Source organism: Streptomyces sp. NPDC028907, assembly GCF_055564995.1.
Map to the genome: position 1 here is coordinate 507,246 of NZ_JBVHVE010000005.1, position 25,075 is coordinate 532,320.

Sequence of the window (25,075 nt, forward strand, 5' to 3'; positions counted from 1 at the left end):
CCGTGCCCAACGCACCCAGAAGACGTGATGTCCTCAAGTACGCCGGCACGACCGGCGTCGCCGCGGCCGGCCTCGGCCTGCTGAACTCCCCGTCCGCCGCCGCGGCCCCGGCCCTGGACGCCGCCTTCGAGCCGGCCGTCTGCAAGCCCCTGGACATCGTCGTCTTCGGCAACGAGAGATCCGAGTCGGCGCACGGTCTCACCGCCACGCTCTCCGACACGGTCACCGGAGGCCTCGGCCAGAAGGCCCGTGTCCTCAACCCCACCGAGCCGGCCACGTACTGGGGCGGCACGCTCGAGTTCGACGTAGTCGTCAGCCCGACCGACACCACCTACGTCACCGTTCGCCTGTGGGGCGACGACTACGACCCCACCTCGCAGCAGGCGGGTTCCGGCACGAACATGTGGCGGCTGCAGCTGTTCTGCGACGGCAAGCAGGTCGGCTACCAGGACGAGGGAGCCGTCGACAGCCTCGACATCCTGGACACCGCGCCGCGTACCCCGGGCCGGTTCTTCTTCCACACCCTGCCGCTTCCGGAGAGGCTCACCCGGGGCAGGAAGAAGGTGAAGCTGGAGATCCGCTCGATGGGCCGCATCTGGTCCTACGGCCAGAACGTCGACCAGCTGTACTACAAGATGACCACGCCGTCGCGGGGCATCTACCGCCTTTACACCCACACCGAGCCGTACTTCGTCCCGCCCAAGGGCGAGGTGCAGGGCCCCGCGCCGGTGCCGAAGGCCCGTACCGTCGAGGGCCCCGAGACCCTGGAGGCGGTGCGTCAACGCGTCGCCAAGGACCAGAAGCACTACCTGACCGGCGCCAACCCCGCCGGCATGGACGCCTTCGCCTTCCAGTCGCTCGCCGAGGGCTACCTCTGGTCCGGCAGCCCCGCGTACCACAGCCCGGCGGCGCTGGACCGCGTCCTGCGCGCGCTCGACGGCCGGTACATGGCGTGGAAGAACGACGCGACCGTGATGACCGGCTCCGACCAGCAGTGGCAGGGCTTCGGCCGGGTCGGGCTGGTGCTGGCGCTGCTCTGGGAGCATCTGGGCGACCGCCTGGACGAGAAGGTGACCGGCTCGCCGTACGAGATCTCCAACCCCGGTTTCGAGGAGGGCGGCGACACCCCCATGGGTTGGGAGGTGCCGGGCTGGGGGAAGACCGCCGACGCCTCCTGGTCCCGGGACACCACCGCCTCCCGGTCGGGCTCCGCCTCGCTCAAGGTGACGGCGAGCGCGGAGAACGGCTTCATCACCGTGTACAACTCGCCCAAGACCCGCGTGGGCAAGGGGAAGTACACCTACGGCGCCTGGATCCGGACCGACGGCGTCACCGGCACGGGCGCCCACATCGACGCGCTGTTCTTCGACGCGAGCGGCAAGCTCGTCGGCGGCGACCACCGGCAGTACGCCACCACCGGCACCCACGGCTGGGAGTACGTCTCCATCGACCTGGAGACGCCTGCCGGCGCCACCCAGATGGAGATGCACCTGCGCCTGTCCGGCCCCGGCACGGCCTGGTTCGACTCCGTCGACCTGATCAAGCCCACCGAGCTGCGCAACCCCGGCTTCGAGCAGGGCGCCGCCACTCCCGCCGGCTGGGAGGTGCCGGGCTGGGGGAAGACCGCCGACGCCTCCTGGTCCCGGGACACCACCGTCAACCGGTCCGGATCCGCGTCGCTGAAGCTGGCGGCCACCGCGGCGAACGGTTTCGTCACGGCGTACAACACGGCGAAGCTCCAGGTCGGCAAGGGGAAGTACACCTACGGCGCGTGGATCAGGACGGACGGCGTCACCGGCACGGGCGCCCACATCGACGCGCTGTTCTTCGACGCGAGCGGCAAGCTCGTCGGCGGCGACCACCGGCAGTACGCCACCACCGGCACGCATGACTGGGAGCAGGTCTCCATCGACCTGGAGACGCCTGCCGGCGCCACCCAGGTGGAGTTCCATCTCCGGCTGAGCGGCCCGGGCACCGCCTGGTTCGACGACCTGACCGTCACCCCGCCCGCGGACACCGGCACCCCCGAGCAGCCGGTGCGGCGCGCCGCGTACATCGACATGCTGAAGTCGAGCCGGGACTACTGGCGTCAGCACTTCCCGCACTACACCAACCAGTCGCAGATCTGCGCCATCGGCATCTACCAGGCCAACCGCGGCCTCGGCCTGCTCGCCCCGGAGCTCGCCCTGCCGGAGGAGAAGGCCCGCGACTACATGTACCAGTCGCTCGGCATGAAGCCCTACCTCGGCAAGGAGGACGAGGACGGCAACCCCACCAAGCCGCTCGGCGACAGCTACCACCAGGTCAGCCGGGCCGGTCTGACCCGCGAACTGGGGTACGTGGGCAGCTACGGCGAGGTCCACGACTGGCTGGTCATGATGTACGAGTCGGTCACGCGCGGATACCGGGGCAAGGAGGCGCCGGAGCTGCGCGAGCAGATGGTGAAGATCATCAAGGCCCGGGGGCGGTTCCGGGTGGTCGACGTCGACGAGACGGGCGCCCGCGTGTCCCGCATCGAGACGGTCGTCGGCTGGCGCAACGAGGTCTACCCCGGTGAGGTCGCCTACGCCTCCCGCACGGCCTGGGACTCGCACCCGCTGATGTCGGCGGTGGTGTTCAAGGACCCGGACATCGTCGGCTGGACCCAGGAGATGGTCGACGACGGGCAGTTCTACCGGCAGCTCGATCTGCTCGTCCACCACACCTGGACCCGCGTCGGCCTCGCCGCGCTGCGCCTGGTCTCCCGCGACTGGGACGCCTTCCAGGCACTCCCGGCCCGCCCGGGGCGCATCCCCACCGCCTGGGACCGGCCGGACTTCGTCTTCACCGACGAGGAGAACGGCGTCCTGGCCGTGAAGAACGGCACGGAACTCCTCTTCGCCTCCCTGTACTGGCGCGCCCGGCAGGGCGTCAACGACTACGCCCGCATCCACCACCTCACCCCCACCGACCAGCGCTCCGCGACGATCCGCCAGCGTTCGGCGGGCGCCACCGACGACACGTACACGGTCAACGACTGGATCCTGTGGGACTACGCGATCAACGACCCCGGGGCCGGGCACATCCCGCCCGGCGGCTTCCCGCCGCCCGGCGACACCCTGCACCAGTCGCTGGCCGGTGACGTCCACCACCTGGCCCCGGTCCCCGCGGACGTCCCGGACCCGGCGCTCGGTGTCCACTTCGAGGGCGTGGAGACCATGCTCGTCGGACGCGCGCCGTTCTATCTGTGCGAGTACGGCGACTACCTGATCGCCATGAACACCAGCACCGACCGGACGTACACCCTGCCCGCCCGCCAGGACTTCGGCCCCGCCCGCGACCTCGCCACCGGCGAGAACATCGGCGCCGGACAGCGTCCCAAGGTCGGCCCGCGCAGCACGCTCGTGCTGTACCGGGGCCGGCGCGCGGCCGGCTGACCGCCCCGGGGGAGCCGGGCCGACGCCCGGCTCCCCCCTCATCTGCCACCCCCCTAACACTCAACGTCGAGTGAAAGAGGAAGACGCATGTCCGAGTCACAGCCCACCACGCCCGCGTCCCCGAGCCGCCGCCGATTCCTGCAGATCACCGCCGTCGGTACCACGGCGGCCGCCACCGGGATCGCCGCGATCCCGACCGCGGACGCACTGACCTCCTTCATCCACCCCGGGGTGCTGCACAAGCTCTCCGACATCCAGCGGATGAAGACCCGGATCGCGGCCGGCACCGAGCCCTGGCTCAGCGGCTGGAACGTGTTCAGGACGAACGGGTACTCGCAGTCGAACTACGCCATGATGGGCCCGCTCACGACCATCGACCGCGGCACCACCGAGATCGGCAACTGGGAGTTCTGGAACGACTGCAACGCGGCCTACCAGAACGCCCTGATGTGGACCCTGACGGGCACCACCGCCCACGCCACCAAGGCATTGCAGATCATCAAGGCCTGGTCCGCCACCCTCACCTCGATCACCGGCAAGGACGCCCAGCTCGCGGCCTCCATCTACGGTTTCAAACTCGCGGCGGCGGCCGAGCTGATGCGGTACACCGCCCCCGCGGGGAGCTGGTCCGCGGCCGAGATCACCCAGACCGAGAACCTCTTCAAGAACGTCTTCGTGCCCCTGGTGAGGACGTTCGGCGACGCGGGCTGGGGCACCAACTGCATCAAGGCGATGATGGCGTTCGGAGTGTTCTGCAACGACACCTCCCTCTACAACGCCGCCGTCGACGCCTTCCACCTGCACGACTGCTGCAGGATCAGCCGGGTGATCAGGGACTCCGGCCAGTGCGTGGACAGCGGCCGCGACCAGGCCCACACCCAGCTCATCCTGGGCAGCATGGCCGAGGCCTGCGAGATCGCCTGGGTCCAGGGCCAGGACCTGTACTCCGCCTCCTCCAACCGGCTGCTGGCCGGCTTCGAGTACACGGCGAAGTACAACACCGGCAACGACGTCCCGTACACCGTCTGGGGCTCCTGCCAACTCACGTTCAACTCCATCTCCACCATCGAGCGCGGCAACCTGCGCCCGATCTACGAGATGGCCTTCAACCACTACGTCAAGCGCCGCAGCCTGCCCGCCCCCTGGACGTACGCGGCCATCGGGAACATCAGCCCGGAGGGCGCGGCGTTCCAGTGTGACCACGTGGGCTTCGGCACCCTGCTGTTCACCCTCTGAGCGGAGCTTTCGTGATCCACAACCCCGTCCTGCGCGGCTTCGAACCCGACCCCGTGATCCTCCGCGTCGGCGCCGACTTCTACATCGCCACCTCGACCTTCGAGTGGTACCCGGGCGTCCGGATCCACCACTCCAGGGACCTGGTCGACTGGCGGTCGCTGGGCGGGGTTCTGGACAGCAGGCGCCTGCTCGACCTCACCGGCGTCCCCGACTCCGGCGGCATCTGGGCGCCCGGACTGTCGTACGCGGACGGCCTGTTCCACCTCGTCTTCACCGTCGTCGACACCTACGCCGAGGGCTGGAAGGACCTCCCCAACTACGTCACCACGGCCGCCTCGATCGAAGGACCGTGGTCCGACCCGGTGCCGCTGCACGGCCGGGGCTTCGACGTGTCCCTGTTCCACGACGACGACGGCCGCAGCTGGCTGCTGAACATGCGGTTCGACTGGCGTCCGGACCGCGAGGGATTCGCCGGGATCGAGATCCAGGAGTACGACCGCCAGACCCGGGCTCTGCTCGGCGAACCCCGCACCCTCACCACCGGAACCTCCGTCGGTGTCGCCGAGGGCCCGCATCTCTACCGGCGCGACGGCTGGTACTACCTGGTGCACGCGGAGGGCGGCACCGGATACGAACACGGCGCGGCCGTGGCCCGCTCCCGCGACCTGCTCGGACCGTACGAAGCCGATCCGGCCGGCCCCCTGCTCACGTCCCGGCACGACCCGGCCCTTGAGTTGCAGAAGGCCGGGCACTGCTCCCTCGTCGAGACGGCGACGGGACAGTGGTACGCCGCCCACATCGCCGCCCGCCCCCACTCGGAGCGGGGCCGGTGCGTGCTCGGCCGGGAGACCGCGCTGCAACCGGTGACCTGGACCGACGACGGCTGGCCCCGCATCGCCGGAGCCGTACCCGCCGTCGCGGTACCGGCACCCGCGCTGTCACCCGCGCCCGTCGCCGAACCACCGGCGAACGACTGCTTCGACGCTCCCGTCCTCGGCCCCGACTGGTCCACGCTGCGCCGCCCGGCCGGCGACGACTGGATCGAGCCGGCACCGGGGCGGCTGCGCATCCGGGGCGGTCAGTCGCCGGTGGGCCGCCGCACGCCCAGCCTGCTCGCCCGGCGGGTGACCGCCCCGCGCTGCTCCTTCGAGACCAGCCTGACCTTCTCGCCCCGCACCCCCGACCACCTGGCGGGTCTGACGGCCTACTACAACACCCGCAACTGGCACTACCTGTACGTCACCGCCGAGGACGACGGCTCCCCGGTCCTACGGGCACTGAGCTGCGAGGCCGGCCGTCTCGTCGCACACGAGCCGGCCGTACCGCTGAAGCCCGGACGCCCGGTCGTCCTGCACGCCGAACTCGACGTTCCGGCCCTGCGCTTCTCGTACGACACCGGTGGGGGAGTTCAGGCGCTGCCGATCGAACTCGACGCCACCGTCCTGTCCGACGAGCACGCCGACGAGTTCCACGACGGCCAGTTGCGCGTTCTCGGCTTCACCGGCGCCATGTTGGGACTGTGGGTGCAGGACCTGGACGGCGCCGGTGTCCACGCGGACTTCGCCTACGCCACGTACCGGACCTCTGAGGACGTTCGCGCATGACGATCATCGACCTGAAGCGCGTCCACCTCTTCTGCACCGCGTTCGGGCCCGACCGGGCGGCTCCGCTGCTGCTGGTGCACGGCTGGGGTGGAGACGGCCGGGAGTGGTCCGCGCACGCCGAGGCGCTGGCCGACCGGTTCCGCGTGATCGTCCCCGACCTGCGCGGGCACGGCCGGTCGGACGTCCCCGACGAGGGCAACACGCCGACGGAGATGGCCGACGACCTCACCGCGCTGCTCCGGCACCTGGGCACCGGGCCGGCGATCGCCGTGGGCCACTCCATGGGCGGCCAGGTCGTCAACCTGCTCGCGGTACGGCATCCGGAGCTGGTCCGCTCGGTCGTCGCCCTCGATCCGGCTCACGGAGCGCACGGCGCGGAAGTCGAGGGGATCCCGGCCCGGCTGGCGGAGTACCGGGAGCGCGGGGCGCGCGCCGCGGCCGAATTCATCGCCGGCGCCTTCCCGGCAGGCGCTCCGGCCGGACTGCGTACGGCACATGTCCGCACCATGCTCGGCACCCCGGACCACGTCATCGCCCAGGCGTACTCCGGCATGTACACCGACTCCGGCGCGGTCGGCGTCCGCCCGCACAGCGAGGCGTATCTGCGCCGGCGCACCCAGCCCGCGCTCACCGTATGGACCTCGGCGCAAGCGGCCACCTGGGAACGCGGCACCCTGCATGTCCCCGGCTCCCGCGTCGAACACTGGCCTGACACCGGGCACTACCTGCACGAGGAACATGTCGGACGCACAGTGCGCCTGTTGGAGGACTGGGCGACGCGTTAGCTGTCAGTTATAATATTATGTGCGTCAGGCTTTGGCCTGGGGTCGTGCGCGTGCGAGACGATGGAGGAAGCCTGTGGCGCGCTACACCAAGGAACACAAGCAGGTGACGCGGCAGCGGATCATCGAGAAGGCGGGCCATCGGTTCAAGCAGGACGGCATCGACGGCTCCGGCATCTCTACGCTGATGTCGGATGCCGGGCTCACCAACGGAGCCTTCTACGCCCACTTCAAGTCCAAGGAAGACCTCGTCGCCAATGTCGTCGCAGACCAACTGCGCGCACAGGTCGCGACGTACGGCACGCTACGGCCCGGACGTCAGGGACTCGAGGACCTCATCCGCGACTATCTGTCGCCCGAACACCGGGATCATTCGGATGCCGGATGCCCCTCCGCCGCACTGCTCGGCGAGATCGGCCGCTGCGAGGACGGGATCAAGCATGCCTACGCCGATGGAGCGATGGCCATCGTGGAAGAGATCTCCGCCCGCCTGGCCCCTGAGAATCCGCGATCGGCTCGCGGCCAGGCCATAGGGCTCTTCACCATGATGGTCGGGACGCTGCAACTGTCCCGCGCCCTCAGCGACCGGAAGGACGCCGATGACGTCCTCGAACGGGGAATCGAGAACGCCCTGGCATTCATGGCCTGAGAAGGACGACGACTCTCGCGTGGGCGTCGGCCTCCCGGGGCCCCGCCTGCCCCGTCGCCGCCTTTGAGAGTCGTCATCGGGTCGACTACGGCTTCCGCGACGAACCGCTGCTCGATCGGGAGCCGTGTTGTCGGGGAGAGCTGGTGCTTGACGATTCGGCGTAGGTGATCCGGTCCCCACCGAGAACGATCGCCGTGCGCTCCGGGTACCGGGACGCAGAGTCGGTCAGCAGCCGGGACACGTTCCGGCTTGAACCGTGCATCATCTCCCTCTCCTGGTTCTCGGAATGTTCGTGAAGTCAAAGTCCTACCGGGCCACTTGGCGACGCTTGAAGGTCCTCATGACCCGCCTCGCTTGGAGCGGAACGAGGTACGGCCGTTTCTCCGCACCATCGCGATGGTGGTGGCGAGTTGACCGCGACTCAGGTCGGGGAGCAGGCCGCTGCCCAGGCGATGCATCTGGTCCGTGTGCCAACTCAGGTCCAGCGCCCCGTCCAGTGCCTTGATGTCGGCGATTCTGCCGAGCATGCTTCTCATGCCGTAGCGCATCTGGTGTGCGGTGAGCATCTCGGCCCGCTCGTCGAGGATGAGCCGGGCCGCGTCCGGCGTGGTGATCGCCGGCCTGCCGATGCCGACCACGTCGCACTCACCGGCCTGTACGGCTCGCCGCATGCTTTCGCGGGTGCGGAATCCGCCCGTGACGGCGAGCGGGATGTCGCCCACGAGTTCGCGTACGGTACGGGCGTACTCCAAGAAGTACGCCTCGCGTGCCCTGGTACTGGGTGCCGCCTCGCCGCTCATGGCCCTGGACTCGTAACTACCGCCGCTGACCTCGATGAGGTCGATGCCTTCGGTGGCCAGCGCGGACAGTACGGCGCGGGATTCGTCCTCGCTGAAGCCGCCACGCTGGAAGTCCGCGGAGTTGAGCTTGACGGCCACCGCGAAGCCGGGTGCGACGCGGGCACGGATGCGTCGGACGACCTCCAGGACGAAACGCATCCGCCGCTCGGGGTCGCCGCCCCAGTCGTCGTCGCGCCGGTTGGACAGCGGTGACAGGAACTGTGAGATGAGATACCCGTGGGCTCCTTGCACCTCCACGCCGTTGAAGCCGGCTCGCTCGCACACGGCCGCGGCCGTCGCGAAGCGCTCGATGATCTCCTCGATCTCCGCCGGTCGCAGCTCGCGCGGCGTCCTGGCTCCGGGCAGCTTCGGTGCGACCGGGCTGGGTGCCACCGGCGTGTGTCCGAGTGCCATGGGGTTGGTCTGGCGCCCGGGGTGGTTGAGCTGCGCCCAGATCGGGACACCGGCATCCTGGGCCGTCCCGGCCCAGCGTGAGAGGGCGTCGGCATCGCGCTCGTCCTCGATGACGATGTTGCCCGGTTCGCCGAGGTGGGCTCGATCGACCATGACGTTGCCGGTGATCAGCAGGCCGTAGCCGCCTCGGCTCCACGTCGAGTAGAGACGTCCGAGCCGCTCGTCCGGTGCGTTGTTCTTGTCACCCAGCGTCTCACTCAGCGCCGACTTCATCAGACGGTTGGGCAGCACCTGGCCGTTCGGGAGGGTGAGGGGGGTGTCCAGGGTGTTCATCGGGGACTTTTCCTTGGAGGTGGGTTCGGCGCCAGGCAGGGTTTGCCTGTTGGCTCGGGTTCAGGGCGGCACGGATCGGTGGATCCTCATGCGAAGGCTGGCGGGGGCTGGTAGCCCTCCAGTTCCTGGCCGAGGAGCTCGGCGAACTTGATCGTGGTGAGGTCGCCGCCGCTGGGCCCCATCACTTGCAGCCCGACAGGCAGACCGTCCCGGGCTGTTCGGACCGGGACGGTCGTCGCCGGAGAGCCGGCCACATTGGCCACAGCGCTCCACTTGACCTGGTCCCAGTAGGGCCGGGACCGCCCGTTGACCTGGATCCGACGTCCGAACCTGTCGATCGGTTTGTTGTGATGGGGCGGTGCCGTGGTCGGCGTGACCGGCATGAGCACAACATCGAACTCCCGGAAGAACTCGACCCATCGCTCCCGGATCTCATGGCGTGCGACGTCCGCCTGCAGCCAGCTGTAGTGCGATTGGAAGGTTCCTCGCAAGGCATACCGCGCTTCTGCGCGGGGACGCTGGGCGGCGCGCGCGAGGAGCGCGGCGTTGGAGGCTGCCGTCAGTCCGGACCGGTCGTAGGTGAACGCCCCGAAGAGCAGGCGCAGGAAGACGTCGTGACTGGTCGCCATGGAGACGGGGAGGTCGGCGGGCTGTCGCCGGACCTTCGCGCCCGCCGTCTCCAGGGCGGTCAGGGCGTCGTCCACCGCGGCTTCGACATCGTGGTCGACGGGACACAGGGCATCTTCGGTCCACACCGCGACCCGGAAGTCACCCAGCTTGTTCGCCCGGGGCGGTGCGAGTGTGTAACTGAAGCCACCGTCACGCTCGGGCGGTCCGACCGTCGCAAGGAGAAGGGGGACAAGATCGCGCGCCTCGCGGACCTGGGCGCCCGCACAGGCGAGGTCGGACTCCCCCCACCGTCCGACACCCGGAGCGCCCGGCACATGGCCGATGAGCGGGATGGACCGCCAGGTCGCCTTGTGTCCGTAGAGGCCGTTGAAGTGCGAGGGAATCCGGGTCGAGCCACCGATCTCCGAGCCGAAGTCGAAAGCGGTCAGCCCCGCGGCTGTCGCCACGGCGCCACCGCCGGCCGAACCCCCCGACGTACGGGCGGTGTTCCAGGGATTCAGCGTTGGCCCGAACACCGGGTTGTCGGCCTGGACGTCCTGGTTTCCCGCGGGCATGTTGGTCTTGCCGATGATCACCGCGCCGGCGGCGCGCAACCGGCGCACCGCCTCGGCGTCCCGATCGGGTACGTAGTCCTTGAGGTCAGGGCGACCGCAGACCGTGCGCAGACCGGCGGTCTCGTAGCTGTCCTTCACCGTGATCGGCAGACCGTGGAGGGGGCCGAGTTCTGCTCCGCTCGCGCGTTTCGCGTCGGCATTCCCGGCCTCGCGCCGCGCCCGCTCGACGTCGAGGGTGACGATCGCGTTCAGCCTTTCGTTGTGGGCGCCGATCCGGCTCAGGTAGACCTCGAGCAACTCAGCGCTCGAAATCTCACCCGAAGCCAGCGCACTCAACTGGTCCGCGGCTGACTGGAACGGGAGGTCACGCACGGAGAGCCTCATTTCTGTACGCGCTGATTCGACGGGCTCAGAGGTTGGGAGTAGTCGCTCTCGCCCACACCATTGGCGTACGAAGATAATATTACGATCGTACTTCAATGTCCAACCTCCGCGCCCGCGGTATCCGCCACTGCCGGCGAAGGCTCCAACGCCGTTGCCTCGCCGGGCGGTGTCATGTCGGCATCGGCGCCGATGTGGACGATCGCGGCCCGCCAAAGGAACGCGTGGCCGCTTCAGGAGGTCAGAAGATCTTCGCCTTCGCGGGCGTCAAGGCTTGCGACGATGCTCTGGACCTTGCCGTCGCCTGCCATTCGGGCGTCCATCACGGGGGCCAGTACGCCTCGCACGGCCGAGACCGCGGACCATCGGCGCGGGCGAACGACACGTGCGTCCCCGCGGCGCAGTCCGGCGACGATCGCGTGCGCCGCCTCCTCGGGGCTGATTCGCTTGTGGAGCATCTTCGGCAGGCCGTTGAGGAGCGCTCGCGCCGCCGGATCCTCATCGACGCTCTGCCGAATCATGTCAGTGTCGATCAGGGCGAAGTAGGCCGTGGTGACACTGACTCCATGAGCGGCGAGTTCGACTCGCAACCCTCTGCCGAGCTGCTCGACAGCCGCCTTGCTCATCGCGTAAGGGACCGTTCCTGTGCCGTTGACATAGGCGAACACTGACGACAGCAGCACGAGGCGGCCCTTGCTCTCGATGATGCGCGGCAACGAGGCATGGACGGTGTTGAGCACACCGCGAACATTGACATCGAGGAGCTGATCGATCCTGGGAGGCGCCGAAGCGCGAAGCGTTGCACCCCTGGCCGCCACACCCGCGTTTGCGATCACGATGTCGAGGCGCCCCCCTTTCTCCACTGTCTCCTCGACGGCTCCTGACATGGCGGCGAGGTCGGTGACGTCACCGCGCAGCACGGTGACCCGCTCGTCGATGCCTTGGTCGGCGCCCGGGGAGTGGAGATCGACGACGAAGACCCGGGCGCCCTCGTCGGTCAGGCGGCGTGCCGTCGCAGCACCCAACCCCCGTGAGCCGCCGGTCACGAGTGCGACCTTCCCCGCCAACGAAGCGATTCGCTGTGTCCCTGCCATGGCGCTCCTCCTGAACATCCTTGTCCAGGCCCTGGGGCGAAACGCCGACGGGCCGGCTGAGCATTGCCTGCCGAACATAATATTATGAACGTAAGCTATTGACTAGGGGAGCACCGCGGTCGGAGCAGTCTGCCGACGGGCGGTCATCTTCACGTCGAGTGGGGCGGAGCGGAGCGGCAGCCCCGGCGGTCAGACCTCAGTCCGGTGCCGGGGAGCGGGTGGACTGCGGGAGTTGGCGGCGCCCTTCGCGATGCCCGGCCCTGCCGGGGTCCGCTGGTCTCACGGCGGGGAGGAGGGCCATGACCTCCCAGCCGTGGTCCTTGCGTGGGCCGGTGCGCAGTGTGCCGCCGAGTGCGGTGACGCGTTCGGTGAGGCCGACGATGCCGAAGCCTCCGCCGCGGGCGGCGTACGGCATCGGGGCGCCTGCGCGGCCGTTGTCGCGCACCGTCACGCGCAAGGTGTCGTCGGCGTGAGCGAGGGCGACGGTGACTTCGGTGGCGTCGGCGGCGTGGCGCCGTACGTTCGTGAGGGCTTCCTGGACGACACGGTAGGCGGCGGCCTGCACCTCGTGGGGCAGATCCGAAGGCACTGAGGCGTCGCGGTGCAGTTCGGCCTTCGAGCCGGTCGGACCGCCGAATCGGTCGACCAGCTCCGCGAGGGCTGTCAGGTCCCCCACCGGGCGGCTCTCGCCCGGCTCCAGCCGGGCCGTGCCCTGCGGGCCACCGCGCAGGATACCGACGGTCAGCCGCATGGAGGCGAGCGCCTCGGTCGCCGCGTGCTCGATTCCCGCCAGGACCGGGTCCAGGCGATCTGGTTCGCTGCCGACCATCATGCGGGCCATCTGCGTCTGGACCAGGATGCCGGTGACATGGTGGGCGACGAAGTCGTGCAGGTCGGCCGCCATGGCGAGGCGCTCGGAGCGGCGGGTCTCGGCGACCGCGACGCCGCGTCCGTGGTCCAGGGAGCGCAGATAGCCGCCGAGGCCGGCGAAAACACCGGTCAGCAGCGCCAACGGCAGCGCGAACAGCAGCGCGTCTTCCTTGGCGATGACATCGTGGAAGCGCAGCGGCAGCACAACGGTTGCCCCGCCCGTGAGGACGGCGCACAGCAACGCCGACCGTGGTGAGCAGGTACGGACGGCGATCAACAACAGGCAGAGCAGCACCGCCACTTCACCGGGGCCGAGTGTCCGCACGGGCTCGGTCGTCGCGGCCACGGCGGTCAACGCCAGGGAAGCGCCTGCTGGTACCTCGGCCCGCAGCTGGGGGGTGAGCCACGCGGGCCGCCGGGCGGAGGGCCACAGGACGGCCGCGAGCCCGAGCGACAGGGGCAGGAGCACCGGCCAGAGGATCTTGCCGTTGGCGACGGCGATGAGCACGTCCGCGGCGGCCAGCAGGACCAGCGTGGTGAAACCCACCGCACGCAGACAGCCCTGCCGACGGGTCCGCGTCGTGGGGATGTCGTCCGTCGCAGGCAGGAGGTTCACATCGGTCACTGTAGAGAGGAGCGGTCGGCCGCGCCGCGGCCGGTCGGCCGGCACGGACGGCAGGCGCGGGAACCGCTTCGCCGGCGGTTCCCGCGCCTGGTCATGGCATGGTGGGAGCTGTCAGTTGACGCGGACGATCTTCCAGAGCTGGTCGTCGAGGCTGGCACTGCCCCACTGGATGACTGCTGCCCCGTTGGCGGTGGAGGACTGGGCGACTCCGGCGACGAGGGTGCTGTTCACGTTCCGGAGTTTGAAGTAGCCGCCGCCCGCGTCGGTGAGGGTCCACTTCTGGGAGTCGGCGCTGGAGGCGGTGTTCTGGACGATGGCCGCGCCCGCGGCACTGGAGGAGCCTTGGATGTCCAGGTTGAGGTTGCTCTTGGCGTTCTTGATGTTCCAGGCGCCGCTGCCGGCGGACTGGAAGGTGAAGAGCTGGCAGGCGCAGAACGTGTTCTGCCACTGGCCCGCGGCGGTGCCGGCGGTGGTGGAGCCGTTCGGGATGTCGAGGTACTTGCCGCTGTTCTTGTTCACCAGGACGTACTGGCCGGTGCCCAGGGGCGGCAGGGCGGTCTGGGTGAGGTTCCAGCGCTGGCAGCCGCAGGTGGTCCCGCTCCACTGCACGGCGGCGGTGCCGACGGTGGTGGAGGCGCTGGGGATTTCGAGGAACTTGCCGCTGATGCGGTTGGTGATGCTGTACCCGCCGGCCGGGTGGGGTGCGATGGCCCACTCGTGGTCGAGGGTGCCGTTGTCATCCCACTGCAGGACGGTTGCGCCGTCGGCGGTGGACTGGTTCTGGACGCCGAGGACCTTGCCGCTGGCGCCGTTGAAGATCTTGAAGTAGCCCGAGGACTGCTGCTCGAAGCGCCACTGCTGGTTGGTGGAGGTGGTGGGGCTCTGCTGGGTGGCGGTGGTGCCGTTGGTGGTGGAGCCGCCCGCGATGGTGAGGTTCAGGGCGCTGTTCGCGTTGGTCATGGTGTAGGTGGCGCCATCGGAGATGCTGCCGCCGAAGTCGACCGTGCTGTACGTGACCGGGTTGCGGCGGTTGTCGCCGCCGAAGCCCGCGCTGAACACCATCAGACTGTGGCCATCGGCCAGCGGAAGCAGACCCCGGCTGTAGCCGCCACCGACGTTGGAGGGCATCCGCGTCCAGGTGTCCGCGGCGCCGTTCTGCGTGTTGACGAACAGGTCGTCGCTGCTGTGGGCGGTGGTGACGAGGGTTCCGTTGGGGCCGCCGGTGGGCAGCCAGGTGATGTAGGGCGTGCCCTGGGGAACCAGGCCGTCGGTGGTGCGCAGCGGGATGCCGGTGACGGAGTCGAACGCCTCCGGGTCGGAGGAGATCTTGTAGTGGACGGCGAAGTTGCCCGCGGCGGAACCGCCGAACTCGTACGTCATGATGTATTTGCCGTTGGGCATCCTGGCGACGGTCGGCATGCCGGGGCGCTGGCTGTAGGTGGGCATCGCCACGTCGTCCACGACCGGGCCCCAGTTGCGGACGTCCGTGGAGACCTGGTGGACGATCTTCTGCCCGTGGTCGGGGTCGCGCTGGTCGGAGTAGTAGACGATGAGCTTGTCGCCGGAGACCAGGAAGAACGGTTCCCACACGGGGGTGTTGCCGTTCACGTCAGTGGCTTTACCGCCGGTGGCGATGTTGGTGACGAAGGTCCAGCTCTGACCGCGGTCGGTGCTGGCGTACAGGTCGATCTTGCTGCCGGACCGGTCGTAGGGCACCGAGTCACCGGCGGCCAGGATGGTCCCGGCGGGGAAGTCGCCCATCGCCTTGGGGAGTTCGAAGAGCTCGGGCTGCCAGCGCATGCCCCAGCCGTTCTGGGTGTCGGCGACCTCGGAGAGCTTCGTCCAGGAAACGCCGTTGTCGGTGCTGCGGTAGATCGGGAAGACGGGCATGTCCACGCGGTACTGCTCGAACGTGGCGAGCAGGGTGCCGTTGGCCGAGCCGTTGTGCTGCAGGCGCATCGCCCGCGGGTAGTAGCTTCCGGGGGAGAGGGCGTCGGAGGGCGGGGTGTAGAGCGTCTGGGCGGGGCGGGAGAGGGCGTCCGCCCTGCCCGCGCCGGGCAGGACCAGCGTCGCTGCCGCGACGGCCAGGGCCAGCAGCAGGAACAGGAGAGTGGCGGGGACGGAACGCGGAGCGGCGCCGGGTCTGGCGCCTGTTCGTGCGGGGGACATGTGCGGCTCCGATGGCGGGGCGTGGTTCTTTCTACGGGCCCGCCGCCCCCGGATGACCAGGTGGGGGCGGCGGGGTTCAGGGGCGGGTCGGTCGGCGGCAGGGCCGGGTGACCTCGCGACAAAAGGGCATGGTCAGCGGCCGTGTGATGGGACGGCGGCGCGGTAGCCCTGGGGTGGGACGGCTGCGGGATCGATGGCCGTTGGGCGCGGGGTGCCGCGGTGCGTGCGGCGTGTTCCCCGCGTCGGCCGGTTGCTCGGGGCGGTGCTCAGGCGGTGTGCAAAGGGCTCTGGCCCTTGTGGGACGGTGGCGGTGCGGTCGAGCCGCGGACGACGAGCTCGACCGGTGGCTCGATCGCCGGCGGCAGTTCCGTGTCCGGCTTCTCGATGGCGTGGACGAGCAGTCCGACTCCCTGCCGCGCCGCGGCGTCGAAGGGCTGACGCACGGTGGTCAGCGGCGGAGAGACGTAGGCGAAGACCGGGTTGCCGTCGAACCCGACGACACTGATCTCCTCCGGCACCCGACGCCCTGCTTCACGCAGGGCGTGGATCAGGCCGATGGCCATCTCGTCACCCGCCGCGAACACCGCGGTCACCGAGCTGTCCGAGGCCAGTTCGCGACCCGCCGCATACCCGGAGGCGGGCGACCAGTCACCGTTGAGCAGAGGCGGCTCGTGCGCGCCACGCGCCGCCAGTGCCGCCCGCCAACCCTCGATGCGGTCCTTGGTGGCGTACCAGCGCCGCGGGCCGGCGAGGTGATGGACGGTCGCGTGACCCAGGTCCAGCAGATGCTCGGTCGCCGCCCGCGCCAGTTCGTGTGCGCCCACACCCATGGTCACGGTGCGGGTGGCGGTGAAAGCGGGCGGTGCCCCCAGGAAGAGGACGGGAACGTCGACGCGGACGCTGACGTCCCCTTCCACGATGGGTTCGGAGACGATGACGCCGTCCACCCCTTGCTCGAGCAGCGACTCCACCGCCCCCGCGATGCCCACGGGATCGCCGTCCGGCGTGTTGACCACCCGGAGCGCGTAACCCGCGTCGCGCACGGCCCGCTCGACGTGCACGAGCAGTGAAGCGGTCCCGTACCCGGCGGTGCCCAGGGCGACCACGCCGATCGAGCCGGTACGCCCGGAGACCAGTGTCCTGGCCGCCTGGTTCAGCCGGTAGCCGAGTTCTTCAGCGGCTGCGAGGACCTTTGTGCGGGCCTCCTCGGAGACATACGGCTCGTTGTTGAGGACCCGGGACACCGTCTTGCGTGACACCCCGGCCAGGCGGGCCACGTCCGCGCTGCGCGGCACAGCGGAGCCCTCGCTCCGTCCCACCACTGCTGCCATGAAGTCTCCCGACGGCCGTACGTCTGCATAGAAGGAGGTCAACTGTATGACCACGCGGTCTGACCGCGTGGTCATGTCTACGTAGCCGACAGCTGTACGTCAAGTGTTCCGGCGGTATCGATTCCGATGGGCGGATGCGGGTTCGTCGGAGGGTGGCCGGTCGGCGAAGGGGGTCGCAGCCGCCGTGAGAAGGGCACGTACGGCGAGTATATTTGCTGGTCAAGCGGCACAATCGCGCTCTCGGTCCCGCTCGCGGAACGCGGTCGTCGTTCCCCTCCGGCGGTAGGCCGGCCGTCCTGCCGACATGTACGGTCAGCCCTGAGCTCGGGTCGAAGGGGCTTGACAGCGACTCCCTGGAGCGTTCAGTCTTCCTCGCAACCGCCGGTCGGATTTGTTCGATCGTGTTGAGTCTTGGTCGCGTGGGCGACCGCTTCCCCGTCACACCCCGCGGGCCGACGTGCCGCCTGGGCACGGCCGCCCTGTCAGGAGCCGAAATGCACTCTTCCTCCCTCGGTCGGCCCATGCCTGCCGCCAGCCGCCGCACCGTCCTGCGCGGTATTGGTGGCGCAGCCGTCCTCGGCGCCGGCGTACCGCTGCTCAGCGCCTGCGGCGGCAGCGGCACGGCATCCGACCCGAAGACCGTCAGCCTCGGGTCGAACGCGTCGGACGCGGTGCCGAAGAAGGCGTTCGCCGAGATCTACGCGGCGTTCACGAAGCAGTCCGGGATCACGGTCGACGTGAACACCAAGGACCACAACACGTTCCAGGAGCAGATCAACTCCTACCTCCAGGGCACCCCGGACGACGTGTTCAACTGGTTCGCCGGCTACCGCATGCAGTTCTTCGCGGCCAAGGGCCTGGCCTCCCCGATCGACGACGTGTGGCAGAAGATCGGCGGCAACTTCCCCGAGGCGATGAAGGCGCTCAGCAAGGGCGCGGACGGCAAGTACTACTTCGTGCCGATCTCCACGTCCCTCTGGGGCGTCTTCTACCGCAAGAGCGTCTTCAAGAAGTACGGCTACGAGGTCCCCACCACCTGGGACCAACTCGTCGCCCTGTGCAAGCAGATGAAGAAGGACGGCCTGATCCCGTTCGCCTTCGGCGACAAGGACGCCTGGCCCGCGCTCGGCACCTTCGACCAGATCAACTTCCGTACCAACGGCTACGACTTCCACGTCGAGCTGATGGCCGGCAAGGCGTCCTGGACGGATGCCAAGGTCCGCACCGCCTTCGACCACTGGGCCGAGATCCTCCCCTACCACCAGGAGGGCGCGGTCGGCCGCACCTGGCAGGACGCGGCCCAGACGCTGATCTCGAAGAAGGCGGGCATGTACCTGTTCGGCAGCTTCGTGGCGCAGCAGTTCACGAACAAGGCCGACCTGGACGACCTCGACTTCTTCCCCTTCCCGGAGATCGACTCCGCGCACGGGCAGGACACCGTCGAGGCCCCCACCGACGGCTTCATGCTCTCCAAGGCTCCGAAGAACAAGGCCGGCGCGCTCAAGCTCCTGGAGTTCCTGGGCACCCCGGAGGCCGAGGAGATCTACCTGAAGTCCGACTCGAGCCTGGTCGCGGCGTCCAACAAGGCCGACACCTCCTCGTACACCGCGCTGCAGAAGAAGGCGTACGCGACGATCGCCGGCGCCAAGCACCTCACCCAGTTCATGGACCGCGACAGCCGCCCGGACTTCACCTCCACGGTGATGCAGCCGGCCCTGCAGAAGTTCGTCCGTGACCCCAAGGGCGTCGACAGCCTGCTGACGTCGATCGAGCGCCAGAAGAAGACGATCTTCGCGTCCGCATGACCGCCACCACGAACACCGGTACCGGGACCGGCACCACCAGCACCCCGGGGGCGGCCGAAGTGCCGCCCCCGGGCAACCCGAAGAATGTGACCAAGAATCAGACCAAGCGGCCGCGGGCCCCCTTGGGCCACCGACGGCTGCTCACCCGACGGGACCGCACCACGCTCGGCCTGATGGCCGGGGTGCCGACGATCCTGCACGTCATGCTCGTCTGGCTCACCGCTCTCGCCTCGATCGCGCTGGCCTTCACCACCTGGGACGGCATCGGCTTCGACTCCATCAAGTGGGTCGGCCTGGACAACTTCAAGGAGCTGTTCACCAACAACCCGCAGTTCTGGCCGGCGGTCGAGCACAACGTCGTCTGGTTCGTCGTGCTCATCCTGATCCCGACTCCGCTGGGCCTGTTCCTGGCCGTGCAGCTGGACAAGAAGATCCGGTTCAGCAAGGTGTACCAGACCGCGTTCTTCCTGCCCGTCGTGCTGTCGATGGCGGTCATCGGGTTCGTCTGGCAGCTCGTCTACAACCCCGACACCGGCCTGATCAACAGCATCATCGGTGCGAACGAGCCCGGCCACTACATCGACTGGATCGGTGACCCGGACCTCAATCTGTGGTCCGTGCTCATCGCCGCCTCCTGGCGGCACACCGGCTACATGATGATCCTGTACCTGGCGGGTCTGAAGGGCGTCGACCCGGCCCTGCGGGAGGCGTCCTCGCTGGACGGCGCAAACGAGTGGCAGACGTTCAGGAACGTCATCTTCCCCACCCTGCGCCCCACCAACACCATCGTCCTGGTCGTGACGATCATCGAGGCGCTGCGCGCCTTCGACCTGGTCTTCGTCTTCAACAAGGGCGCCGAGGGCACGGAACTGCTGTCGATCCTGGTCACCAACAACATCATCGGCGAGTCCAGCCGGATCGGATACGGCTCGGCGATCGCCGTGGTCCTGCTGTTGATCTCGCTCGCCGTGATCATCCCGTACCTGATCGCGACCTTCCGGAAGGAGCGGCGCGCATGAGCACCGTGAGCGCGCTCGGAAAGCAGCGCACCCCCGTCCGCCCCGCCCGGATCCTGCTGCACCTCTTCCTCGCCGGTGCCGCGCTGGCCTGGCTGGCGCCCCTGCTGTGGGCGATGTACGCGGCGATGCGGCCGTACGCCGAGACCAGCACCAAGGGCTACGTGTCCTGGCCCGACAAGCTGAGCCTCGACAACTTCACCAACGCGTTCGAACAGTCGGACATGCTGCACTACTTCGGGAACACGCTGCTGGTGGCGATCCCGGCGGTGCTGCTGACGCTGTTCCTGTCGTCGTGTGTGGCCTTCTACGTCAGCCGCTTCGACTTCCGGGTCAACCTCTTCCTGCTCCTGGTGTTCACGGCCGGCAACCTGCTCCCGCAGCAGGTCATCATCACCCCGCTGTACCGGCTGTACCTGCTCATCGACCTGCCCGGCATCACCATGAGCGGCAAGCTGTACGACTCGGCGCTGGGCCTGGTGCTGATCCACGTGGCGTTCCAGTCCGGCTTCTGCGCGTTCGTGCTGGCCAACTACATGCGCTCGCTGCCGCACGAGCTGACCGAGGCCGCACTGGTCGACGGAGCCTCGGTGTGGCGCCTGTACTGGCAGATCGTGCTGCCGCTGTGCAAGCCGGCGATGGCCGCCCTGGCCACGTTGCTGTCCATCTGGATCTACAACGACTTCTTCTGGGCCATCGTCCTGATCTCCACCGGCGAGAACATGCCGATCACCTCGGCCCTGAACAACCTCTCCGGCCAGTACTTCACCGACCCCAACCTGGTCGCCGCCGGCGCCCTGCTCACCGCGATCCCCACCCTGATCGTCTACTTCCTGCTCCAGCGCCAGTTCGTCAGCGGTCTCACGCTGGGCGCCAACAAGGGCTGAAGCACGCCTCCCACTCGTTCCCCACACCTCCCGGAGTACCACCAGTGACCACCGAACGCCGTCTCCGCCTGCCCGGAATCGCCTACGGCGGCGACTACAACCCCGAGCAGTGGCCCGAGGAGGTGTGGGCCGAGGACATGGCCCTGATGCGCGAGGCCGGGGTGACCATGGTCAGCGTCGGCATCTTCTCGTGGGCCCTGTTGGAGCCCGCGGAGGGCGTCTACGACTTCTCCCGCATGGACAAGATCCTCGACCTCCTCCACGAGAACGGCATCGCCGCCGACCTTGCCACCCCCACGGCCTGCCCGCCCGCCTGGTTCTTCCGGGCCCACCCGGAGGCACTGCCGGTCGACCGCGACGGCCGCACGCTGTCGTACGGCAGCCGCCAGACCTTCTGCCCGTCCAGCCCGGCCTACCGCACGGCCGCGCTGCGTATCGCGGGTGCGCTGGCCGAGCGGTACGCCGACCACCCGGCCGTCGCGATGTGGCACGTCCACAACGAGTACGGCTGCCACAACGCGGAGTGCTTCTGCGACACCAGCGCGGTTGCCTTCCGGCGCTGGCTGAAGGCGAAGTACGGCAACGACCTGGACGCGCTCAACCACGCCTGGGGCACCACCTTCTGGAGCCAGTGGTACTACGACTGGGAGGAGATCATCCCGCCCCGCGCCACCGGCGCCGACCCCAACCCGACCCACCGGCTGGACTGGCGCCGCTTCTGCTCGGACGAACTGCTGTCGCTGTTCACCGCCGAACGCGACGAGCTCCGCCGAGCCGCCCCTCACATCCCCGCCACCACCAACTTCATGGTGATGCACAACTTCGACGCCATGGACTACTGGCGCTGGGCTCCCGAGCTGGACATCGTCTCCAACGACCACTACCTGCTCGCCACAGACCCGGAGTCGGAGATCGACATCGCGCTCTGCGGCGACCTGGTCCGCTCCCTGGCCGACGGGCGGCCCTGGCTGCTGATGGAACACTCCACGGGAGCCATCAACTGGCAGCCCGTCAACCGGGCCAAGCGGCCCGGCGAGATGCGCCGCAACGCACTCGCCCACGTCGCGCACGGCGCCGACGGCATCGCCTACTTCCAGTGGCGCGCCGCGAAGGCGGGCGCCGAGCAGTGGCACTCGGCGATGCTTCCGCACGCGGGCACCGACAGCCAGATCTGGCAGGACGTCGTGCGGCTCGGCGCCGATCTGCGGGCCCTCGCCGAAGTAGGCGGCAGCACCAGCCCCGCCAAGGTCGCCATCGTCTGGGACTGGAACGCCCGCTGGGCCATGGAGCTGCCCTCCCAGCCCAGCAGCGAACTCCGCTTCCAGGACCTGGTGAGGGACTGGTACACACCGCTGTGGAAGGCCGGCGTGGCGGTCGACTTCGTACGTCCCGACAGCCCGGACCTCGACCGCTACCGGCTCGTCCTGGCCCCCAGCCTGTACCTGGTCGACGACGCGGGAGCGAGCAACCTTGCGGCGTTCGTCGAGCACGGCGGCACCCTCGCCGTGGGCTTCCACAGCGGTGCGGTGGACGAGAACTGCCATGTACGCCTGGGCGGTTACCCGGGCGCGTTCCGGAAGGTCCTCGGGGTGCACGGCGACGAGCCGTTCCCCCTGCTGCCCGGACAGTCGGTCGGCCTGGGCGGCCAGGTCCCGCAGGACGCGACCGCCGACCTGTGGACCGAACGCCTCCGGCTCACCGGAGCGGATGCCGTAGCCACGTACGCGGACGGACCGCTGGCCGGCGTCCCGGCGATCACCCGCCACGCGTACGGCAGCGGCACCGCCTGGTACCTCGCCACCCACCCGGACACCGCCACTCTGGACGCCGTCCTTGAGCGCATCCGCGAGGAGGCCGGAGTGCGCCCGGAGCACGACGCACCAGCCGGAGTGGAGGTGGTGAGGCGGCGGGGCGCGGAGGCCGACTACCTCTTCCTGATCGACCACGCCGGCCACGGCGCGGAGGTCCCCGCCGAAGGGGTCGAACTCCTCACCGGCAAACCGGTCGTGGGCTCCGTCACCGTCCCCGAGGGAGGCGTCGCAGTCGTCCGCGAGGCGACGCGCGAACCGAGTGGTGGATGAGACATCCGGGGTTGCCCCAGCGAGGTGGGACCGAGTCACTTCTCTCGGTTGCTTGAGGCGGGCCGTCAGCCCGATCCGGGTGCCGCCCGGCCCGCCACGGGCGTAGGCACAGCGCCGCGCCAACGGAATTTCCTGCTCCGACTCCACGGAAGTGAGTTCTGACATGACAGGTTCGCCCAGCCGCCGACAGGTGCTCGGCGGGGCGGCTGCGGGAGTGCTGGCCTCGCTGGCCGGGATTCCGCTTGCCGGTTCCGCGTCCGCCGCCACGACGTACACCGCACCCGATCCCCGTGTCTGGATCCACCTCAACAACGGGTGGCGATTCATCAGATCGGACGTCGCAGGCGCGCAGGCGCCCGCATTCAATGACTCCGGATGGACGTCGGTCAACACGCCCCACACCTGGAACGCCGCCGACGGTGCCGACGGCGGCAACAACTACTACCGCGGAGTGGGCTGGTACCGCCGCCACTACACCGTGCCGTCCGAACTGGCCGGGAAGCGGCTGTACCTGCAGTTCGCCGGGGTCAACCAGGTCGCCGACGTCTGGGTCAACGGCACGTACCTCGGGCAGCACAAGGGCGGGTACTCCCGGTTCAGGTTCGACGTCACGGCCGTGCTCGTCCCGGGCGGGGACAACGTGATCGCGGTGAAGGTGACCAACGCCCGCGACACCGACATCGCCCCGGTGGGCGCGGACTACAGCTTCCAGGGCGGCATCTACCGCAATGTGAGCCTGTGGGCCGTCGACGACCTTCACGTGCGGATGACGGACTACGCGGGCCCTGGAATCTACCTGCGCCAGAGCAATGTCACCGCGGCGTCGGCCACGGTGACCGTGACGACGAAGCTGTGGAACGACAGCAACACCACCAGATCGGTGGTCGTGCGCAGCGTCATCGCCGACCAGAGCGGGACCATCGTCGCGGAGGCCGCCGGCACCGCGCAGACCGTCCCCGCGGCCACCGGCAAGGAGATCCAGCAGACCCTCCGCATCGACAACCCCCACCTGTGGAACGGCCTGGCGGATCCCTACCTCCACAACGCCAGCGTCGAGATCCATGACGTCACCGGGGGCGGGGACAAGATCACGGACGTGGTGACCGAACGCCTCGGTCTTCGCTCCATCGCCGTCGACGCCGACACAGGCTTCCGCCTCAACGGCAGCCACCTCCACCTGCACGGCGTCAACCTGCACCAGGACCGGGCCGGCAAGGGCTGGGCGATATCCGACGCCGATCACACCCAGGACTTCGACCTCATCAGCGAGATCGGCGCCAACGCCATCCGGATGGCGCACTACCAGCACGACCAGAAGGACTACAATCTCGCCGACGAACGCGGCATGGTCGTGTGGGCGGAGATCCCCCTCGTCGACATCGTCACCGACTCGGCCGCCTTCACCACCAGCACCCAGAACCAACTGCGGGAACTGATCCGGCAGAACTACAACCACCCGTCGATCGCCTTCTGGGGCATCGGCAACGAACTCCTCGACTACAACGGCACCGCCGCGAACAAGCTGCTCGCGTCACTGGCCGACATCATCGAAGCCGAGGACCCGGACCGATTCTCCACCTACGCCGTACGCGGCGAGGACCCCGACAACGCGCAGGCGGGCCTGCACACGCAGACGACGGGCTTCAACAAGTACTACGGCTGGTACTACGGCTCCAAGGACAACGACCTCGGAGCATGGGCCGACAACCTGCACGCGAACTCGCCCTCTCGCAGGATCGCGATGTCGGAGTACGGCGTCGGTGCCAGCACCACCCAGCACGCCCTCAACCCGCCGAAGCCGGCTCCGGGGGGATCCTGGCACCCCGAGGAGTACCAGTCGCTGTTCCACGAGGCGGCCTGGAAGCAACTCGCCGACCGTCCCTACATCTGGGGCACGTTCGTCTGGGCCATGTTCGACTTCGCCTCCGACGGCCGCAACGAAGGGGACCGGCCCGGAATCAACGACAAGGGTCTGGTCACCCGCGACCGGCAGATCCGCAAGGACGCCTTCTACTGGTACAAGGCCAACTGGGCCGACACTCCGACCCTCTACATCACCAGCCGTCGCTGGACCCAGCGCACCGACGCCGCCACCGAGCTCAAGGTCTACTCCAACGCCGGTAGCGTCACCGCCACCCTCAACGGCACCTCTCTGGGAACCGTGACCAGCAACGACCGCATGTTCCGGTGGACGGGTGTCACCCTGAGGCCGGGGCTGAACACGGTGGTGGTGACCGCGACCATCAACGGCTCCACCCACACCGACACCGTCAACTGGACGCTCGGCTGAGAACCTCGGTCTCGACCCAGGTGTGCGGGTGGGCCTACGCCGCGGCAGGCGTCGCCGTAGAACAGGAGT

At 68.9% G+C, this 25,075-nt stretch carries 16 protein-coding genes; 10 read left to right on the forward strand and 6 right to left on the reverse strand.

Annotation, left to right across the window (positions count from 1 at the left end):
• Window positions 1-2: 2 nt before the first annotated feature.
• The 5 genes from ACZ4UU_RS18310 to ACZ4UU_RS18330 all read left to right on the forward strand — a co-directional run bounded on the left by ACZ4UU_RS18310 (window position 3) and on the right by ACZ4UU_RS18330 (window position 7,687).
• The gene (locus ACZ4UU_RS18310; protein ID WP_468040927.1) at window positions 3-3,416 is read left to right on the forward strand and encodes a Tat pathway signal sequence domain protein; all 3,414 of its coding nucleotides are present in this window, start codon (window positions 3-5) and stop codon (window positions 3,414-3,416) included.
• 87 nt (window positions 3,417-3,503) lie between these two features.
• Window positions 3,504-4,652: an alginate lyase family protein gene (locus ACZ4UU_RS18315; protein WP_468040929.1), complete on the forward strand. Its 1,149-nt coding sequence runs from the start codon at window positions 3,504-3,506 to the stop codon at window positions 4,650-4,652.
• Window positions 4,653-4,663: 11 nt separating this feature from the next.
• The gene (locus ACZ4UU_RS18320; protein ID WP_468040930.1) at window positions 4,664-6,256 is read left to right on the forward strand and encodes a glycoside hydrolase family 43 protein; all 1,593 of its coding nucleotides are present in this window, start codon (window positions 4,664-4,666) and stop codon (window positions 6,254-6,256) included.
• Window positions 6,253-7,041, forward strand: coding sequence for an alpha/beta fold hydrolase (locus ACZ4UU_RS18325; protein ID WP_468040932.1), 789 nt, complete (start codon window positions 6,253-6,255; stop codon window positions 7,039-7,041). The genes ACZ4UU_RS18320 and ACZ4UU_RS18325 overlap by 4 nt, the downstream gene beginning before the upstream one ends.
• Window positions 7,042-7,114: 73 nt before the next feature.
• Window positions 7,115-7,687 carry a TetR/AcrR family transcriptional regulator gene (locus tag ACZ4UU_RS18330; RefSeq protein WP_392000407.1) on the forward strand — a complete coding sequence of 191 codons (573 nt, stop codon included), beginning with the start codon at window positions 7,115-7,117 and terminating at the stop codon, window positions 7,685-7,687.
• A gap of 338 nt (window positions 7,688-8,025) precedes the next feature.
• Here ACZ4UU_RS18330 and ACZ4UU_RS18335 read toward each other — a convergent pair whose 3' ends face one another.
• The 6 genes from ACZ4UU_RS18335 to ACZ4UU_RS18360 form a co-directional block, all read right to left on the reverse strand.
• The gene (locus tag ACZ4UU_RS18335) at window positions 8,026-9,273 is read right to left on the reverse strand and encodes an NADH:flavin oxidoreductase/NADH oxidase family protein (RefSeq protein WP_468040933.1); all 1,248 of its coding nucleotides are present in this window, start codon (window positions 9,271-9,273) and stop codon (window positions 8,026-8,028) included.
• Window positions 9,274-9,359: 86 nt separating this feature from the next.
• Window positions 9,360-10,829, reverse strand: a complete 1,470-nt coding sequence (locus ACZ4UU_RS18340) for an amidase (RefSeq protein ID WP_468040935.1) — start codon at window positions 10,827-10,829, stop codon at window positions 9,360-9,362.
• Between the two features lie 242 nt (window positions 10,830-11,071).
• Entirely contained in the window at window positions 11,072-11,932 is an 861-nt protein-coding gene (locus tag ACZ4UU_RS18345; RefSeq protein ID WP_392000411.1) for an SDR family NAD(P)-dependent oxidoreductase, read from the reverse strand.
• Between the two features lie 196 nt (window positions 11,933-12,128).
• Window positions 12,129-13,427, reverse strand: a complete 1,299-nt coding sequence (locus ACZ4UU_RS18350; protein ID WP_468040936.1) for a sensor histidine kinase — start codon at window positions 13,425-13,427, stop codon at window positions 12,129-12,131.
• Between the two features lie 111 nt (window positions 13,428-13,538).
• Entirely contained in the window at window positions 13,539-15,596 is a 2,058-nt protein-coding gene (locus tag ACZ4UU_RS18355; protein WP_468040938.1) for an RICIN domain-containing protein, read from the reverse strand.
• A 266-nt stretch (window positions 15,597-15,862) separates the two neighbouring features.
• Window positions 15,863-16,927 (reverse strand): LacI family DNA-binding transcriptional regulator, encoded by a 1,065-nt coding sequence (locus ACZ4UU_RS18360; protein ID WP_468040940.1) that lies wholly within the window; start codon window positions 16,925-16,927, stop codon window positions 15,863-15,865.
• Between the two features lie 494 nt (window positions 16,928-17,421).
• On the opposite strand from ACZ4UU_RS18360, the gene ACZ4UU_RS18365 reads away from it, so the two are divergent.
• The 5 genes from ACZ4UU_RS18365 (at window position 17,422) to ACZ4UU_RS18385 (ending at window position 25,006) form a co-directional block, all read left to right on the forward strand.
• Complete coding sequence (locus ACZ4UU_RS18365; protein WP_468040941.1) at window positions 17,422-18,732, forward strand: ABC transporter substrate-binding protein; 1,311 nt, start codon at window positions 17,422-17,424, stop codon at window positions 18,730-18,732.
• Window positions 18,729-19,751 (forward strand): carbohydrate ABC transporter permease, encoded by a 1,023-nt coding sequence (locus tag ACZ4UU_RS18370; protein WP_468040942.1) that lies wholly within the window; start codon window positions 18,729-18,731, stop codon window positions 19,749-19,751. Before ACZ4UU_RS18365 ends, ACZ4UU_RS18370 begins: the two co-directional genes overlap by 4 nt.
• Window positions 19,748-20,635, forward strand: coding sequence for a carbohydrate ABC transporter permease (locus ACZ4UU_RS18375; protein ID WP_468040944.1), 888 nt, complete (start codon window positions 19,748-19,750; stop codon window positions 20,633-20,635). The genes ACZ4UU_RS18370 and ACZ4UU_RS18375 overlap by 4 nt, the downstream gene beginning before the upstream one ends.
• Window positions 20,636-20,679: 44 nt before the next feature.
• Window positions 20,680-22,716: a beta-galactosidase gene (locus ACZ4UU_RS18380; RefSeq protein ID WP_468040945.1), complete on the forward strand. Its 2,037-nt coding sequence runs from the start codon at window positions 20,680-20,682 to the stop codon at window positions 22,714-22,716.
• Between the two features lie 163 nt (window positions 22,717-22,879).
• Entirely contained in the window at window positions 22,880-25,006 is a 2,127-nt protein-coding gene (locus ACZ4UU_RS18385) for a glycoside hydrolase family 2 protein (protein ID WP_468040947.1), read from the forward strand.
• Window positions 25,007-25,075 lie beyond the last annotated feature (69 nt).

What these genes read in the sequence shown, in the direction of transcription:
- ACZ4UU_RS18315 (WP_468040929.1), top strand. Translation starts at nt 3,504, where the DNA reads ATGTCCGAGTCACAGCCCACCACGCCCGCGTCCCCGAGCCGCCGCCGA.
- ACZ4UU_RS18325 (WP_468040932.1), top strand. Translation starts at nt 6,253, where the DNA reads ATGACGATCATCGACCTGAAGCGCGTCCACCTCTTCTGCACCGCGTTC.
- ACZ4UU_RS18335 (WP_468040933.1), bottom strand. Translation starts at nt 9,273, where the DNA reads ATGAACACCCTGGACACCCCCCTCACCCTCCCGAACGGCCAGGTGCTG.
- ACZ4UU_RS18345 (WP_392000411.1), bottom strand. Translation starts at nt 11,932, where the DNA reads ATGGCAGGGACACAGCGAATCGCTTCGTTGGCGGGGAAGGTCGCACTC.
- ACZ4UU_RS18355 (WP_468040938.1), bottom strand. Translation starts at nt 15,596, where the DNA reads ATGTCCCCCGCACGAACAGGCGCCAGACCCGGCGCCGCTCCGCGTTCC.
- ACZ4UU_RS18360 (WP_468040940.1), bottom strand. Translation starts at nt 16,927, where the DNA reads ATGGCAGCAGTGGTGGGACGGAGCGAGGGCTCCGCTGTGCCGCGCAGC.
- ACZ4UU_RS18365 (WP_468040941.1), top strand. Translation starts at nt 17,422, where the DNA reads ATGCACTCTTCCTCCCTCGGTCGGCCCATGCCTGCCGCCAGCCGCCGC.
- ACZ4UU_RS18370 (WP_468040942.1), top strand. Translation starts at nt 18,729, where the DNA reads ATGACCGCCACCACGAACACCGGTACCGGGACCGGCACCACCAGCACC.
- ACZ4UU_RS18375 (WP_468040944.1), top strand. Translation starts at nt 19,748, where the DNA reads ATGAGCACCGTGAGCGCGCTCGGAAAGCAGCGCACCCCCGTCCGCCCC.
- ACZ4UU_RS18385 (WP_468040947.1), top strand. Translation starts at nt 22,880, where the DNA reads ATGACAGGTTCGCCCAGCCGCCGACAGGTGCTCGGCGGGGCGGCTGCG.